The sequence below is a fragment of the Siccibacter colletis genome (assembly GCF_025914095.1).
GTDB lineage: Bacteria > Pseudomonadota > Gammaproteobacteria > Enterobacterales > Enterobacteriaceae > Siccibacter > Siccibacter colletis.
The window spans coordinates 1,060,179-1,076,890 of record NZ_CP074352.1 but is presented as its reverse complement, the minus strand read 5'-3'; the positions used below and the strand labels follow the sequence as shown (position 1 = coordinate 1,076,890).

At 64.2% G+C, this 16,712-nt stretch carries 11 protein-coding genes; 5 read left to right on the top strand and 6 right to left on the bottom strand.

The genetic code is table 11. The features are described from left to right. Positions 1 to 13: 13 nt before the first annotated feature. The gene (locus tag KFZ77_RS05180; protein ID WP_031524767.1) at positions 14 to 1,624 is read right to left on the bottom strand and encodes a (2,3-dihydroxybenzoyl)adenylate synthase; all 1,611 of its coding nucleotides are present in this window, start codon (positions 1,622 to 1,624) and stop codon (positions 14 to 16) included. 8 nt (positions 1,625 to 1,632) lie between these two features. Next, positions 1,633 to 2,811, bottom strand: a complete 1,179-nt coding sequence (gene entC / locus KFZ77_RS05175) for an isochorismate synthase EntC (RefSeq protein ID WP_031524765.1) — start codon at positions 2,809 to 2,811, stop codon at positions 1,633 to 1,635. A 193-nt stretch (positions 2,812 to 3,004) separates the two neighbouring features. On the opposite strand from entC, the gene fepB reads away from it, so the two are divergent. Continuing rightward, on the top strand, positions 3,005 to 3,964 hold the full coding sequence (gene fepB / locus KFZ77_RS05170) for a Fe2+-enterobactin ABC transporter substrate-binding protein (protein WP_035891839.1): 960 nt from the start codon (positions 3,005 to 3,007) through the stop codon (positions 3,962 to 3,964). Positions 3,965 to 4,543: 579 nt separating this feature from the next. On the opposite strand, the gene entS is transcribed toward fepB, so the two are convergent. After that, positions 4,544 to 5,785, bottom strand: a complete 1,242-nt coding sequence (gene entS / locus KFZ77_RS05165) for an enterobactin transporter EntS (protein WP_264385629.1) — start codon at positions 5,783 to 5,785, stop codon at positions 4,544 to 4,546. Positions 5,786 to 5,898: 113 nt separating this feature from the next. Here entS and fepD point away from each other — a divergent pair, with 113 nt between their 5' ends. The 3 genes from fepD to fepC are packed head-to-tail and all read left to right on the top strand — an operon-like array spanning position 5,899 to position 8,674. Further along, positions 5,899 to 6,906: a Fe(3+)-siderophore ABC transporter permease gene (gene fepD, locus KFZ77_RS05160; protein WP_264385628.1), complete on the top strand. Its 1,008-nt coding sequence runs from the start codon at positions 5,899 to 5,901 to the stop codon at positions 6,904 to 6,906. After that, positions 6,903 to 7,892 carry an iron-enterobactin ABC transporter permease gene (gene fepG / locus KFZ77_RS05155; RefSeq protein WP_264385627.1) on the top strand — a complete coding sequence of 330 codons (990 nt, stop codon included), beginning with the start codon at positions 6,903 to 6,905 and terminating at the stop codon, positions 7,890 to 7,892. The genes fepD and fepG overlap by 4 nt, the downstream gene beginning before the upstream one ends. Continuing rightward, positions 7,889 to 8,674 carry an iron-enterobactin ABC transporter ATP-binding protein gene (gene fepC / locus KFZ77_RS05150; RefSeq protein WP_031524757.1) on the top strand — a complete coding sequence of 262 codons (786 nt, stop codon included), beginning with the start codon at positions 7,889 to 7,891 and terminating at the stop codon, positions 8,672 to 8,674. The genes fepG and fepC overlap by 4 nt, the downstream gene beginning before the upstream one ends. A 116-nt stretch (positions 8,675 to 8,790) precedes the next feature. Here the strand turns inward: fepC and KFZ77_RS05145 are convergent, their stop codons facing one another. The 3 genes from KFZ77_RS05145 to fes are packed head-to-tail and all read right to left on the bottom strand — an operon-like array spanning position 8,791 to position 14,160. Further along, positions 8,791 to 12,654, bottom strand: a complete 3,864-nt coding sequence (locus KFZ77_RS05145) for an enterobactin synthase subunit F (RefSeq protein ID WP_264386150.1) — start codon at positions 12,652 to 12,654, stop codon at positions 8,791 to 8,793. 25 nt (positions 12,655 to 12,679) lie between these two features. After that, on the bottom strand, positions 12,680 to 12,913 hold the full coding sequence (locus KFZ77_RS05140; protein WP_031524753.1) for an MbtH family protein: 234 nt from the start codon (positions 12,911 to 12,913) through the stop codon (positions 12,680 to 12,682). 17 nt (positions 12,914 to 12,930) lie between these two features. Further along, on the bottom strand, positions 12,931 to 14,160 hold the full coding sequence (gene fes / locus KFZ77_RS05135) for an enterochelin esterase (RefSeq protein WP_264385626.1): 1,230 nt from the start codon (positions 14,158 to 14,160) through the stop codon (positions 12,931 to 12,933). Between the two features lie 277 nt (positions 14,161 to 14,437). Between fes and KFZ77_RS05130 the strand changes: the two genes are divergently transcribed. Continuing rightward, positions 14,438 to 16,705: a TonB-dependent siderophore receptor gene (locus KFZ77_RS05130; RefSeq protein WP_264385625.1), complete on the top strand. Its 2,268-nt coding sequence runs from the start codon at positions 14,438 to 14,440 to the stop codon at positions 16,703 to 16,705. Positions 16,706 to 16,712 lie beyond the last annotated feature (7 nt).

The following is a 16,712-nucleotide window of genomic DNA, read 5'->3' as shown; positions in this document are numbered from 1 at the left end:
TCCCTTAAATCCTTCAGGCCTGCGTGCGCGCAGCGAGCCACTGGCGCAGTTGTTTTTTGTCTACTTTACCGACCGGCGTAAGCGGCAGCGATTCCACGCACTCCACGCGGTCCGGCAGTTTGAAATCGGCGACGCCCAGCTCTCGCAGCCAGCGGCGGATCTCCACCGGGCGCACCGGGCGCTTCGTAACCAGCCAGGCACAGCTCTTCTCGCCCAGCAGATCGTCCTCCATGCTCACCAGCGCGGCGTGGATCACCGCCTCGTGGCGCAGCAGCAGGTTTTCGATCTCTTCGGCAGCGATCTTCTCTCCGCCGCGGTTGATCTGATCTTTTTCTCGCCCCTGGACGGTGATGTAGCCATCTTCATCAATGGCGATCAGATCCCCGGAGCTGTAAAAGCCGTTGGCGTCGAAGGCGCGGGCGTTGTGTTCCGGGCTGTTGTAGTAGCCGCGGAAGGTGTACGGACCTCGGGTCATCAGTCGCCCTACTTCGCCGCGCGGCAGCGGATTGCCGTGCTCATCCGCTACCCACACCTCATCGTCCGGGCTCATCGGCGTGCCCTGGGTATTCAGGATGCGTGCTTCACTGTCATCGAGGCGGGTGTAGTTCACCAGCCCTTCCGCCATGCCGAAGACCTGCTGCAGCTGGCAGCCAATCTCCGCCGGAATACGCGCCGCCAGCGAGGAGGAGAGCCGCGCCCCGCCTACCTGCAACAGGCGCAGCGAGGCCAGCTGGGCGTTGCTGCCCCACTCCTGGATCGCCTGCAGCCACAGGCTGACCGCCGGCGGTACCAGGGCGGTGACGTTGATCTGATGCTGTTCAATCAGCGGGAAGCAGAGCGTGGCGCTCGGATCGCGGGCCAGCACCACGCAGCCCGCCGCCAGAAACACGCCGAACGCGCCGGGCGAGCTGAGCGGATAGTTATGGGCTGCGGGCAGCGCGCACAGGTAGCGGGTTTCCGCCGTGAACTGGCAGATCTCGTTGCTGCGACGAATGCTGTAGTAGTAGTCGTTATGGGTACGCGGGATCAGCTTCGGGGTGCCGGTGCTGCCGCCGGAGAGCTGGAAAAACGCCACTTCATCCGCCGGGGTTGGCGTGGCAACGAACTCACCCTGCTCGCTGGCAATGAGCGTTGACAGGGCGTGCTCGCCGCTATCGTTATGCAGCGCGACCACACGCAGCGAAGCGTGGGCGGCGACAAACTGATTCAGCGTCTCGTCACTGCCAAAGAAGCTGTGTTCGCGGTCTGCCACCAGCAGCGCCGGGGCGATCTGACCGGCATAGGCTTCCAGCTCGGTACGCTGATGGCTGAACAGGGCATTCACCGGCGCGACGCCGATTTTCAGCAGCGCAAACAGAGTGATATAGAACTCCGCTACGTTACCGAGCTGCACCAGCGCGGTTTCGCCGCGCTTCAGGCCCTGACGCTGCAATGCCGCGCCCAGCCGGTCGGACGCGGCGTTAAGCGCGCGATAGCTGAAGGTGCGATCGCCGTCGATCAGCGCACAGGCGTCGCTGTCGGCGTGACGGGTCAGAATGTCGGTGAGCGGAAGATCGGTCCAGTAGCCCTTCTCACGGTAACGGGCAGCGAGATCGTCCGGCCAGCGGGTAAAAGAAACAGTCATAGCAACCTTCAGTTGAGTCCAAAAACGTTAAGCATGGTGGAGAGTTTGGTGCCGGTTTCGTGCCACTCCCCTTCCGGTGAAGAGGCCGGAACGATGCCCGCGCCGGCGAACAGCCGCACCTGATTATCTTTAATGCGCGCGCAGCGGATGGTTACCGCCCACTCACCGTTCCCCTCTTCGTCGCACCAGCCGACGATGCCACCGAACAGATCGCGCTCGAAGGGTTCGAGGTCAGCAATCAGGGTTTTGGCGACGTCATGCGGGAAACCGCTCAGCGCCGGGGTGGGATGCAGCAGGCAAGCCAGCGACAGCGCGTTATCGTGGGCGTCCTTGACGTCGCCTTCCACCGGCGTCGCCAGATGCCACAGGGTTGGGGTAGTGATGAGCTGCGGGGTCTCCGGCAGCGTCAGGGTGCGGCTGCGCGGGGCCAGTATCGCTTTCATCGCGCCGGTCACCAGGTCGTGTTCGTGCCGATCCTTTGCCGAGTTCATCAGGCGGCGGCCCGCCTCGCGGTCGAGGGTGTCATCCGGCTGGCGGCGGGCGGACCCGGCCAGCGGCAGCGAGCTGAAGTGCGCGCCCTCTTTACGCAGCAGCAGTTCCGGGCTGGCACCCAGCAGAACGCCGCCGTCGGGCAGCGGAACGTGGAAGTTGAAGCTGGCGGGATTCTGGGCGATGAGGCGCTCAAGCAGTGCGCCGCTGTCGGGCCGGGCGTCGGTGGTGATGTCGATCAGGCGCGACAGCACCACTTTATCGACCTGCGGCGTAGCGGTGAGCGCCGCAGCGCGGGCGACCATCGCTTCAAACACCGGCTGCTCCGGAATGGCTTCACGCCCGGTAACGCGCAGCGCGACGTCGTCAATGTGGTATAAGGCCGCTTTCTGGCGCGCCGGGCGGGAAAACGCCTCGCAGCGCGCCGGTACAAACAGGGCAGACGGGCGCGTGGTATCGAACGGGATGGCCCCGACGAGCACCGGATTCTTCACCCCCTGCGTGCGGGCCTGGGCGAACGCATCCTTTACTGCCCGCTGAAATTCACCGTCAGGCCGATCGCCATCCAGCGCTGGCTGCGTGACCCGGCTGACGCAGCCGGTGGCGATGAAGCTGCGAAACGGCGACATAAAGAAAAAATCGTCTGCGCCGACGCGGGCGGTGTGTTGCTGCATTTCCTCTGCCATTAACGTATCCATGCGGTCCTCCAAACAATGATATGCCTGTTGGTAATAATTATCATTTGTATTTTGGTGCGGTAACCTAAAAGCAATCGCGCCGGAAGTCAACTCTGCGGGAGCTAACCTGATGTCACCATCGCTTGCATCCTGCGTCGGCAACAATGAAAATGAGAAGCATTATTAAACCATAAAACAGGACCATTTCACCGTGATACGTCGTTTCGCTTGCCTTAACGTCGCCCTGGTTGCGGGGGCACTGATTTTCGGAATTGCCGCAAAGGCGCACGCTGACGGGTGGCCGCGCCAGATTACTGACAGCAAGGGCACCCATACGCTGGAGCGCGCCCCGACGCGCATTGTCTCTACCAGCGTGACCCTTACCGGCTCCCTGCTCGCCATCGACGCACCGGTGGTCGCCAGCGGTGCCACATCGCCGGGCAACCGGGTCGCGGACAGCCAGGGTTTTCTGCGCCAGTGGGGCGCGATTGCCCAGGAGCGTCACGTGCAGCGCCTGTGGATCGGCGAGCCGGTGGCCGAAGCGGTGGCTGCCCAGATGCCGGATCTGATCCTGATTAGCGCTACCGGCGGCGACTCGGCGCTGGCGCTCTACGATCAGCTTTCGGCTATTGCGCCCACCATCGTGGTCAACTACGACGATAAAAGCTGGCAACAACTCCTGACGCAGCTTGGCGAGATGACCGGCCACGAACAGCAGGCCGCGGCACGCATTGCCAGCTTCAACGCGCAGCTCGACCGCGCTCGCCAGAGCATGAAGGTGCCGTCTGCCCCGGTCAGCGCGCTGGTATATAACCCGGCGGCGCGCAATGCCAATCTCTGGACACCGGATTCGGCCCAGGGCCAGCTGCTGCGCGAAGCGGGTTTCACCCTCGCCACGCCGCCGGCGGCGCTGCACGCCAGCCAGAGCATGGGAAAACGTCACGATATTATTCAGCTGGGCGGCGAGAATCTGGCGGCGGGCCTGAACGGCGAGTATCTGCTGCTGTTCGCCGGGGATGAGAAAGATGCGCAGGCCATCTACAGTAACCCGCTGCTGGCGCATCTTCCGGCGGTGAAGAATAAGCGCGTGTATCCGCTCGGCACCGAGACATTCCGGCTGGATTACTACAGCGCGAGTCAGGCGCTGGCGCGTTTAACGGCGTTGTTTAAGTAAGTTGTAGCATGGCAGTGAAGGGTGGGTTTGTAGGGTGGGTAAACGGAGTGCACCCACCGTTTATGATGTGCATCCACCGTTCTGGTATGAGGGCTATGGCAGGGCGGTGAAGGTTCCGTTCACCGTGGCACCGCGCTCACATGCAAACACCGCCGCCCGTGAACGGGTGAAGGGGGCTCGCCGCCGCCCCCTTCACTATCCCGGCTCCCGGCCAGTAAAACCGGCCCTGCGGGCTGCCCTTGCCTCCGGCGTTTCGCTTCCGGTCGGGCGCGATACCCCATCCCTGGGCTCGCGCCCTCTGGCGGTTCCCGACCGCCAGCCCGGACTCAACGCCTCGGCGCGGCGGTTTTGATGCCGGATGGTCCATGCTTCGGCATTGGGTGATTTGCGTTTATGGTGGGTGCGCGAAGCTTACCCACCCTACGGGAAGTGACGCGGCGGTTTTGATGCCGGATGGGGCCACGCTTCGGCATTTGATGTTTTTTTTGTGGTAGGTGCGCAGGCTTACCCACCCAACAACAACTGCTATTCCGTAGGGTGGGTAAACGGAGTGCACCCACCGTTTATCCCGGCGTAAGCTTATTGCGCTGTCGGGGTTTCAGGCTGACGGAAACGCCGCAGCTCGACCAGAACAATCAGCAGCACAATGCCCACCAGCGTTAGTACCAGCCCGCCGGTGCTGGCGGCATACACCGGGGTCATCACCACCGTCATGCTGCCGAGCAGCGCCGCGCCGATGGCGTCGCCGGTAACGTTCTGCGCGGTCCAGAGTCCGTTGATGCGGCCCAGCATCGCTTCCGGGGTCTGGGTCTGGATCAGGGTGTACTGCAGCAGCGAACTGATGGCGCTCAGCCAGCCAACCATCACCAGACACAGCATTCCCAGCGCACCGTTCGGCATCAGGCTGAACAGCCCCACCGCGATAAACGATCCGAGCGTGGTCGCCAGCATTACCGCACCAGGGCGCGCGCAGCGGGCCAGATTGCCGCTGGTCAAAGCCCCCAGCGCCGCACCAAGCGGCAGCGCGGCATACAGCAGCCCGATGTGACTGGCGCTCATCTGCCAGTGGTTAGCCAGCGCCGGATAGAGCACGCGCACCGCACTTGCCATGGTCAGCAGCGCCCCCAGCAGCGCAATGCCGCCAATCAGCGGGCTGTGCAGCAGGAAGCGCAGCCCGGCCCACAAGGCGCGCAGCGGGTGCTCACGCGGCTGCGGCGGCGGTGCCAGCTGCGGCAACCGCAGCAGAGGGATCAGCGTAATAAAGGTGCCGAAGGCCGCCAGGCCGTAGTTCCACACCACCCCGCCCCACGCCAGCAGCAGGCCGCCCACCACCGGGGAGATCACCGATCCGAGGCGCACCGTCAGCATGGTAATGGCCCCGGCCTGCATCAGGTTGTCGCGCCCCACCAGCGCCGGGGTTGCCGCCAGCAAAGCCGTCACCCCCAGCGCGCCAAAGAAGCCGTCCCAGATACCGAGCAGATAGATGGCCGCCAGCGACGGCGTCGGCAGCGCGGCGTTAATGCACAGCCCGATAAACCCCAGCCCGCAGGTGGAGCGGGCCAGCAGGATCAGCCGCTTGCGCTCGTGGCGATCGGCCAGCACCCCGCCGGTCATCAGGCCGACAAACATGGCGCTACCGGTGAGCGTGACCGCCAGCCCAACCTGCAACGCCGAACCGGTGAGGGTCTGGATCTGTACCGGGATGGCCACGCCGAGCAGGCCGAGGGAGAGAATCGAGATAAAACGGGCGATAAAAACAGCGCGAAAGTCAGGATGGGTTCTGAGCAGACTCAGGTTGAGCAGCATTGAATGTCGGTTCATTACAGGGCCTTAACACCAATTTTCCTTACCGGATAGCAGGGCGCTCATGCTAACATAAACCGCAAAGAGCGATAACGATAATTAATATCATTATCATGTCAGGGAAGTGTGTTATGTCGTGGTCACGGTTTTCAGCCCGCCCTTACCTTGTGCTGAGCCTGCTTGTTTTGCTCCTCATTATGATGCTGCTCAGCCTGCTGCTGGGCGCCAAAGCGCTGGCACCCACAACCGTGCTGGACGCCCTTACCCAATCCTGTCGCAGCGCCGACTGCACCATTGTGCTTGATGCCCGCCTGCCGCGCACCCTTGCCGGGCTGCTGGCCGGGATCGCGCTCGGCGTTGCCGGGGCGCTGATGCAAACCCTGTCGCGTAACCCGCTGGCCGACCCCGGCCTGCTCGGGGTCAATTCAGGCGCCAGTTTCGCCATCGTCCTCGGGGCAGCGCTGTTTGGCTACGCCTCCCCCGTTGCCCTGCTGGCCTTCGCTTTCGGCGGCGCGTTCATCGCCGCGCTGATCGTCGCCCTCACCGGCAGCCAGGGTGGCGGCCAGCTTAATCCGGTCCGGCTGACGTTAGCCGGGGTGGCGCTGGCGGCGGTGCTGGAGGGGCTATCGAGCGGCATCGCGCTGCTTAATCCGGTAGCCTACGACCAGCTGCGCTTCTGGCAGGCCGGCTCGCTCGACATCCGCAGCCTGTTTCCGCTGAAAATTATCCTTATGCCGGTGCTGGCGGCCACGGCGGTGGCGCTGCTGCTGAGCCGCTCGCTCAACAGCCTGAGCATGGGCAACGATACCGCCACTGCGCTCGGTAGCCGGGTGGCGCGCACGCAGATCCTCGGCCTGCTGGCCATCACCGTGCTGTGCGGCAGCGCCACCGCCGCCGTCGGTCCGATTGCCTTTATCGGCCTGATGATGCCGCACCTGGCGCGCTGGCTGGTCGGACCGGATCATCGCTGGACGCTGCCGGTGACGATGCTGGCGACGCCAACCCTGCTGCTGGCTGCCGATATTCTCGGCCGTCAGCTGGTGCCGGGCGAACTGCGCGTCTCGGTGGTGAGCGCCTTTATCGGCGCGCCGGTGCTGATCTGGCTGGTGCGCCGCCGCCGTAACGGGGTGACGCTATGACCCGGCTGCCGCGTTTAACCCTGGTACTGGGGCTGTTTGTCCTTATCGCGCTGCTGTTTTCCGGCTGGAGCCTGGCCAGCGGCAGCGTAGCGCTGACGGTGTCGCAGGTGTTTGATGCCCTGACCGGCAGCGCACCGCGCGCCATGTCGATGATCGTCGTCGAGTGGCGCCTGCCCCGGGTGGCGATGGCGCTGCTGGTGGGGGCTGCCCTCGGGGTCAGCGGCGCAATATTCCAGTCGCTGATGCGCAACCCGCTCGGTAGCCCGGATGTGATGGGCTTTAACACCGGCGCATGGAGCGGTGTGCTGGTGGCGATGGTGCTGTTTGGTCAGCACCAGACCGCCATCGCCCTGGCAGCAATGGCGGGCGGCATTATCACCTCGCTGCTGGTGTGGCTGCTGGCCTGGCGCAACGGCATCGACACCTTCCGGCTGATCATTATCGGTATCGGCACCCGCGCGATGCTGGTGGCGTTCAACACCTGGCTGTTATTGCAGGCTTCGCTGGAGACGGCGCTCTCCGCCGGACTGTGGAACGCCGGATCGCTCAACGGCCTGACCTGGAGTAAAACTCTGCCCGCCGCGCCGATTATTGTGGCGATGTTTATCGCTGCCGGACTGCTGGTGCGCCGCATGCGGCTGCTGGAGATGGGGGATGACACCGCCTGCGCGCTGGGCGTGCCGGTGGAGCGCTCGCGTCTGCTGCTGATGCTGACGGCGGTGCTGCTCACTGCCGCTGCCACCGCTCTCGCCGGGCCGATCTCATTTATTGCCCTGGTGGCCCCGCATATCGTGCGCCGCCTGTCCGGCACCGCGCGGCTTGGGCTGACCCAGTCGGCACTGTGCGGTGCAACGCTGCTGCTGGTAGCTGACCTGTGCGCCCAGCGCCTGTTTATGCCTTATCAGCTTCCGGTGGGCGTAATCACCGTGAGCATCGGCGGTATCTATCTCATCGCCTTGTTGATTCAGGAGTCCCGCAAGAGATGACGCACTCTCGTTTATACGGTCGCGATTTAACCCTCGGCTACGGTAAGCACGTGGTGGCTGATGGCTTAAGCGTGGCGATCCCCGATGGCCATTTTACGGCCATCATCGGCCCGAACGGCTGCGGCAAATCGACGCTGCTGCGCACCCTGAGCCGCCTGATGCAGCCGATGCGTGGTGAGGTGATACTCGATGGTCAGGCGATCGATCGCTACGCCACCAAAGAAGTGGCGCGGCGCATCGGCCTGCTGGCGCAGAACGCCAGTACACCGGGGGATATCACGGTGCAGGAGCTGGTGGCGCGCGGGCGCTATCCGCACCAGCCGCTGTTTACCCGCTGGCGTAAAGAGGATGAAGAGGCGGTGAACCGGGCGATGCAGGCTACCGGCGTGGAGGCGCTGGCAACCCAGAGCGTGGATACCCTCTCCGGCGGGCAGCGGCAGCGGGCGTGGATCGCGATGGTGCTGGCCCAGGAGACCGCCATCATGCTGCTGGATGAGCCGACCACCTGGCTGGACATCAGCTATCAGATTGACCTGCTGGAGCTGCTGCGTTCCCTGAACCGCGAACAGGGCTACACCCTGGCGGCGGTGCTGCACGATCTCAATCAGGCCTGCCGCTATGCCACCCACCTGATCGCGCTGCGCGACGGGAAAGTGGTCGCCGAGGGGGCACCAAAAGAGATCGTCACCCCCGAACTGATAGAGGCGGTCTACGGAATGCGCTGCATGATCATCGACGATCCGGTCGCGCATACCCCGCTGATCGTGCCGCTGGGTCGTTGATCACCGTTGTCTTCGCTCTGACGGCGGGTGCGCAGGCTTACCCGCCCTACGCGCTGGGGCGTCAGTAACCGCGCGCCCCGCCAGGGTGGGTTAGCGTAGCGCCCCCACCCCACCGGTCACCCCAGAATCTGCCGTAGCACCGGCCCAATCGACTCAAACGCCTGCGGGGAAATAATCTCCACGTGGGCGCAGTCCTGCGGGTAAACCTCAAGCTCCGCGATCCACGGCGCCCAGGTGGTGTGCGGGTCCATGCCCGGCTTCAGGGTTTTCGTCGCGACAAACAGCGTTGCCTTGCCATCAAACCGGGCGCTGTGCGCGGTACTGAGCAGCCGCACGGCATCGGTGTAATTTCCCTCGATGGTATCGAACAGGCGATCCGACCCCTGCCCCTGCTGGGCGGCAAGAAACGCCTCGCGCTCGCGGTTGATCTCCGCCAGCACTTCCGGGTCGCGCTGGTCCGGATCTTTCCCGGCCCAGTTCTGCGACTCCGGCGGCCAGGTGTCGAGCAGCCCGAGAAATGCCACCGTCTCCCCGGCCGCCTGTAGCCGGGCGGCAATGCCCTGCGCCAGCGTTCCGCCCAGCGAGTAGCCAAACAAATAATACGGCCCCTGGGGCTGTAACGCCCGCAGCCGTGCCAGATGGGCGTCGCACACGTCATCGAGCGTGGCGCAGGTCATCATCGGCCCGCCCGGACGCGGCGACTGGATACCGGTAATCGACCACCGCGGGTCGAGGTAGCGCTGCAGAATGCTGAACTGCCAGGCGAACCCGGAGGCCGGGTGGAAGCAGAACAGCGTCGGGCCACTGCCCTGGCGCAGCGGCAGCACCGCGTCAAAGCCAGCGCTGCTGGCCTCCTCCTCGCTGTGCGTCTCACTCAGTAACGCCGCCAGTTTCTCCACCGTCGAGGCGACCATCACCTGCCCCACCGTCACCGGACGATCGAGGGTGCGCTTCAGGCTGGCGGCAAGCCGCATCGCCAGCAGCGAGTGACCGCCGAGGGCGAAGAAATCCGCCGCGGCGTCGGTGATGTCACCGCCGAGCAGCGCGGAGAAGGCCTGCGCAATGGTCTGCTCCAGCCCGGGTTGCGGCGCGCGGGCGTCAGCACGGGAAGCCACCTGCGGCAGCGGCAGCGCTTTACGATCCAGCTTGCCGTTGGCGCTGAGCGGGAAGGCATCCAGCGTCACCAGCGCCACCGGCACCATATGCGCCGGAAGCTGCGCAGCGAGCTGCTCACGCAGCGCCTTCGCGTCGAGCGCGACGCCAGCGGACGGCACCAGATAGCCCACCAGCTGACGCGCATCGCCGCCGCTGGCGGCTGCGGCATTCAGTACGCAGGCGTTGGTCACCGCCTGCGCCACCCCCGGCAGGTTAAGCATCGCCTGGTCGATTTCGCCCAGTTCAATACGCTGCCCGCGAATTTTCAGCTGATCGTCACTGCGTCCGAGATACTCCACCGCCCCGTTTTCCAGCCAGCGCGCCACGTCCCCGGTGCGGTACATACGCTCGCCCGGCGCGAACGGATCGGCGATAAAGCGGCTGGCGGTGAGATCCGGCCGCCCGAGATAGCCCTGGGCCAACTGGATGCCGGTCAGGTAGAGATCGCCCGCCACGCCCGGCGGCACCGGACGCATCGAACCATCAAGAATGCGCAGGCCGGTGTTCCACACCGGGAAACCGATCGGTACGCTGCTGCCGCGCACCGCCGCCAGCTCCGGGCCGTAAGCCGGATACCAGCTCACGTCCACCGCGGCCTCGGTCGGGCCATAAAGATTATGCAGCGGCGCGGCGGTGAGCTGTTCCCATTCCCGGCACAGCGCGGTGGGCAGGGCTTCACCGCTGCAGAATACCCGCCGCAGCGTGGCGCAGCTGGCGATAGCGTCCGGCGTCGAAAGCGCGCCGACAAAGGCCGCCAGCATGGAGGGAACAAAGTGCGTGGTAGTGACGCGATAGCGGGCAAACTGCTGCTGCAGCGCCTGCGGATCGCGGTGCGCCTCCGGGGGAGCCATCACCAGCTGTGCGCCGGTGATAAACGGCCAGAAAAACTCCCACACCGAGACGTCAAAGCTGCACGGCGTCTTCTGCAGCACAACATCATCATGGCGAAGCGGATAGTGGTTCTGCATCCACAGCAGGCGGTTAACGATGGCGGTCTGGCCGACCATCACCCCTTTCGGGCGGCCCGTTGAGCCAGAGGTGAAGATTACGTAGGCGGTATGTTCCGGACGGGACGCGCAGACCGGCGCATCGGCCACTGGCGGCAGCGGCGCGGTGTAGTGCAGCATCGGCTGCCCGGTGAAGCGCGCAGCCTGGCCCGGTTCGGTGATCAGCAGCCGCGGGGCGGCATCTTCCAGCATCATGCGCAGGCGCTCATCCGGGTAACCGGTATCGAGCGGCAGCCAGGCGGCACCCACTTCCACAATGGCCTGCAGTGCCAGCGACAGGAATACCGAGCGCGGCAGCGCCACGGCAACAACGTCGCCCGGCTGCACACCGCGCTGGACCAGCTCTGCGGCCAGGGCCTGCACCTGCTGGCGCAGCTCGGAATAGCTGAACTGATAGCGCTCATCCGCCAGGGCTGGCGCGTCGGGCGTCAACGCCGCCTGACGAGCAATCAGGCTGCTCAGCGTGGCTTCAGGCAGCATCATCGCGGTGTCATTCACCTGCGTCAGCAGCGCCTGTTCATCAGCGTGAAGCAGGTCGACATCAGCACAGCGCATCTCCGGCCGGGCAGCGCACTGGCGCAGCAGCAGCGGCAGGCGATCGAGGTGACGCTCCAGCTCGCGGGCGTCGTAGCGCCCGGCATTCGCCAGCAGCTCCAGCGCCAGACCGCCCTGCTCATCCGGCAGCAGCGCGATCTCCAGATCCTTCACCGGGCCGGTGGTCAGCGTGTGGGTGATGCCAGCGATGCCGTCAAGATCGAGCTGATAGTCGAACATTTTCAGGTTGATGACCGCCCCGTAGAGCGGCTGGTCGCCGGTGACGCGTCCGGCGTCGCGCAGGATCTGCTCGGCATCATAGCGCTGATGACGGCGCATCTTTTTCAGCTGTGCGCTGAGGCTGGCCGCCAGCTGCGCCAGCGTCGCGCCAGGGTCGAGGTGCACGCCCAGCGGCAGCACGTTCAATACCGGGCCGGTAGCGCACAGCGCGCTGGAGCCAAGACGGCGCATAAAGATAAACCCGGCACTGAAATCGTTGCGCCCGCTGAGACGGCCGATCCACAGCGCGGTTAGCGCCAGCGCCATATCCGCCAGGGTCTGGCCGCCGCTGTGGGCGACCAGCCGGGCGAGATCCTGGCTGTCAAAGCGGCGCTTAAAACGGTGCAGTGCGGTAGTGGAGAGATCCCCCGACAGGGGTTCGCCCGAGAGCGTGGCGGCCGGCGGCAGCTGGCTCAGCTGTTCGCGCCAGAAGGCGGCATCGCGGGTAAAGGTGTCGCTGTGCTGATAGCGCTGATACTCCTCCACCACCTCACTAAACGGGGTAAAGGGTGACGGCTCCGGCGTCTGCTCATGCCGCCATGCGGTGTAGATAGCCGCGATGCGGCGGGTGATGGCCGGGAAGCTAAAGCCGTCCACCGCCACGTGATGGTAGCGCTGATACCAGAACCAGCGCGCGTCACCGAGACGCAGCAGCGCGTGATGGTACAGCGGCTGGCCGCTTTCGAGCCGCAGATCCTGGCTGAGATCCGCCTGCATCACTGCATGGGCTGCGGCTTCCGGATCTGCCTGCGCCCGCAGGTCATGGATCACGGGCGCGGTAAGAATAAGGCTCTCATCCACCCACTGATACGCCTCGCCGTCCTGCTCCTCAATACGCAGCTTCAGGGTGTCGGCATCGTTCATGCCCGCCACAATGGCACGGGCCAACAGCGGCGCGTCGATCTCGCCGTGCAGCTCCACATAGTGCGCCACGCTCCAGGCACTGAGCTGGCGGGTCAGTTTGTCCGCCATCCAGATCCCCGGCTGCGCCGCGACCAGCGGCATCAGGCCGCTACGATTGTTTGATTGATCACTCACCGCCGATACCCTTTTGCTGTTGGTTTTTCACAAAGTTGCCCGGATGCAGGTTCGCCCGGTGCTGTTCCAGCCAGCGGTAGCATGCCTCCTGCGACTGTGGCTCGCACACCACCTGCCAGCCTGCGGGCAGCGCGCAGTGCTGCGGCCACAGGCTGTACTGCTGCTGCGCATTGACCAGCACCGCGAAGCGCCCGTGGGTATCGTCGAAAGGGTTACTCTGTTCCATGCCAAACTCCTGTCGAATTACGCGCCGTGCGGCGCGGTGAGCGGACTCCAGAGGGTTATCAGCCCCTCGGTGAGACCGCCACGCCAGCACAGCGCATCGTGCCCGCCGTCAACCTGACGCCAGAAAACCGGCTGCTGTGTCTGCTGTAAGAGAGAATAAAGCTGGGTATTGGCGGCGTGGATCAGCGGCTCGCGCACCCCAGCCTCCAGCCACAGGCGCGGCGCGGGCCAGGCCAGTTCGCCGCTGCGCAACTGCTGCACCAGTACGCCGCCCTGATCGCCGTGCTGGCGGTCCGGCCACCAAAAAGAGCCAGACTGGCTGAGCACGCAGCCGAAGCGTTCGGGATAGTGCAGCGCGGCATACAACGAGGCCAGGCCGCCAAAGCTCTGTCCAGCGACCACGGTAGTTGCCGGGTCGTCCCGCCAGCGGGCAAAACGCCGTACCTGGAGCAGCAGTTCTTCAGTAATCGCCTGCCAGAACGCAGCATTGCAGGGCAGCTCATGGCTGCGGTGCACGGTGTCGATGGCGTCCACCAGCACATAGACAGCGGGCGGCAGTTTTCCTTCCCGGGTGAGCTTCGCCAGCGCTGGCCACACCGGCATGCTTTCCGCCCAGAACTGTCCGTCGAGCAGCAGCGCCAGCGGGCGCGTGTCGGGCTGCGCGTCGCCGGTGGTATAGATCCAGACCCGGCGCTTGTTACCCAGCACCGCGCTGTGCCAGGTGATGCACTGCGGCGGAATAACCGGCTCATCGCGGGCGTCCCACCCCGGCTGCGGCGGCGCGTCGGGGAGGTGGAGTGCCGAGACGGCGTGACCGCGCCCGCCTCTCCAGCTGTGCGGGTTGAGCGGGTCGGCAATGGCCTGCGGCAGCAGCGTGCGCCAGCCGGTGCGCAGCCCGGCGCGATCCGGCCCGTCGGGGCTGAACACCGAGGGCGGGAAATCATCGATGCGAATGCTGGGAGCCAGGCAGTAACTGCCGCGCCAGGTGGAAGGCAGTACCGTCTGCCAGCACCAGACGTCGGTGCCCGGCAGGCGGTGGAGTGACTGTGGGGTCGAGCGGTTGTGGTGATCGGTGACGCCGGTGATGTAGATCCAGACGCGCTGAATGGGTGAATCCACGTCGCTGCCCTGCGGGTCGCGCCACCAGAAGGTGATGTGGCATGTGCCGTCGTCGCGCGGAATGACGGTCGGGCCGCCCTCTGCCTGTCGCGCCTGCCACCAGGCTTCACTTCCCGTTGTCAGCTCCATCGCAGCTCTTTAACCCCATGTTTTACGTGTAAAAATGCGTTTCCGTTCGGAAAACGTCGATAATATTATTGATAATTATTCGTATTTGCAATAGCGTATTGGCGCGCTGTGGGAAGCGCAACACGTATGTGTTCACTCACCCTCCTTTTGGTCGCTGCGGTCGCCGTCCTCTTTTCGCGCGCATACCGGCACTGAAATGGCGGACTGGCATGCCGCTTTTCCTCCCTCTGGGGCAGGATTGCAACGGGATAAGCGGCGGGAAAAGCAGGATATTACAATGAATAAAAAGCTCACTTACTCCCTGGCAATGATGGTGCATCTGGGGATTATCGGCGCAGCCGCGCCAGCGTTTGCGGCAGAAACCGCAGCGGTTAATGATGGCAAAGAGACGGCAGCGGACGACACCATTGTGGTGACCGCCGCCGAGCAGAACCTGCAGGCACCGGGGGTATCCACCATTACCGCCGATGAAATTCGTAAAAACATGCCGGCGCGCGACGTGTCGGAGATCATCCGCACCATGCCGGGCGTCAACCTGACCGGCAACTCCAGCAGCGGCCAGCGCGGCAACAATCGCCAGATTGATATTCGCGGTATGGGGCCGGAAAACACTCTGATTCTGGTGGACGGCAAACCGGTCACCAGCCGCAACTCGGTGCGTCTGGGCTGGCGCGGCGAGCGCGACACCCGCGGTGACACCAACTGGGTGCCGCCGGAGATGATCGAGCGTATTGAAGTCCTGCGCGGCCCGGCGGCAGCACGCTACGGTAACGGCGCGGCGGGCGGCGTGGTGAACATCATCACCAAAAAAAGCACTGGCGAGTGGCACGGCTCGTGGAACAGCTACTTCAACGCCCCGGAGCATAAAGCGGAAGGCGCCACCAAACGCACCAACTTCAGCCTCACCGGCCCGCTGGGCGGCGACTTCAGCTTCCGCCTGTTCGGTAACCTGGATAAAACCCAGGCCGACGCGCGCAACATCAACGAAGGTCACGAATCGCTGCGCACCGGCTCCTACGCCGATACCATGCCCGCCGGGCGCGAAGGCGTGATCAACAAAAACATCAACGGCCAGCTGCGCTGGGACTTCGCGCCGATGCAGTCGCTGGAGTTTGAAGCGGGCTACAGCCGTCAGGGTAACCTCTACGCGGGCGACACCCAGAATACCAACAACGATAACAGCACCAACGGTCTGGTGGACAAGTACTACGGCAAAGAGACCAACCGTCTCTATCGCCAGACCTGGGCCCTGACCTGGAACGGCGGCTGGGATAACGGCATCACCACCAGCAACTGGGCGCAGTACGAACACACCCGCAACTCACGTCTTGGTGAAGGCCTGGCGGGCGGCCTGGAAGGGTTGTTCAACAGCGATAAGTTCACCGACACCAACCTGTCGGATGTGATGCTGCACAGCGAAATCAACCTGCCGTTCGACATGCTGGTTAACCAGAACCTGACGCTGGGCGCCGAGTGGAACCAGCAGCGCCTGAAAGACATGTCCTCAAACGGACAGGCGCTGCAGGGCGGCGCGCTACCGGGCGTCAGCGATGAGCGCAGCCCCTATTCGCAAGCTGAAATCTTCTCGCTGTTCGCGGAAGACAACATGGAGCTGACCGACAGCACCATGCTGACCCCGGCGCTGCGTTTCGATCACCACAGCGTGGTCGGCGACAACTGGAGCCCGTCGCTGAACCTGTCTCAGGGATTAGGCGATGACTTCACCCTGAAAATGGGTATCGCCCGCGCCTATAAAGCGCCGAGCCTCTATCAGATCAACCCGAACTACATCCTCTACAGCCGCGGTCAGGGCTGCTACGCCAGCGCCAGTAACGTCGGCTGCTACATGCTCGGTAACGAGGATCTGGATGCGGAAACCAGCATCAACAAAGAGATTGGCCTTGAGTTCAAACGCGACGGCTGGCTGGCAGGCGTGACCTGGTTCCGCAACGACTATCGCAACAAGATTGAGTCCGGCTACTCTCCGCTCTACCAGACCGGCACCAGCAAGCTGAAAACCGATATCTACCAGTGGGAAAACGTTCCGAAAGCGGTGGTGGAAGGTCTGGAAGGCACTCTGAACGTGCCGGTGAGCGATACCGTCACCTGGACCAACAACCTGACATACATGCTGCAGAGCAAAAACAAGACCACCGGCGACCGCCTGTCGATCATCCCGGAGTACACGCTGAACTCGACCCTGAGCTGGCAGGTGCGTCAGGACGTGGCGCTGCAGTCCACCTTTACCTGGTACGGCAAACAGCAGCCGAAAAAGTACAACTACAAGGGTGAACGCACCACCGGGTCAGAAACCAACGAAGTCAGCCCGTACAGCATTGTCGGCCTGAGTGCGACCTGGGACGTCACCAAAAACGTCAGCCTGACCGGCGGGGTGGATAACCTGTTCGACAAGCGCCACTGGCGCGAAGGCAACGCCCAGACCACCGGGAATGCCACCACCGGCGCGTACATGTACGGCGCGGGTGCCGCGACCTACAACGAGTCGGGCCGCACCTGGTATATGGGCATCAACACCCAGTTCTGATAGTCTC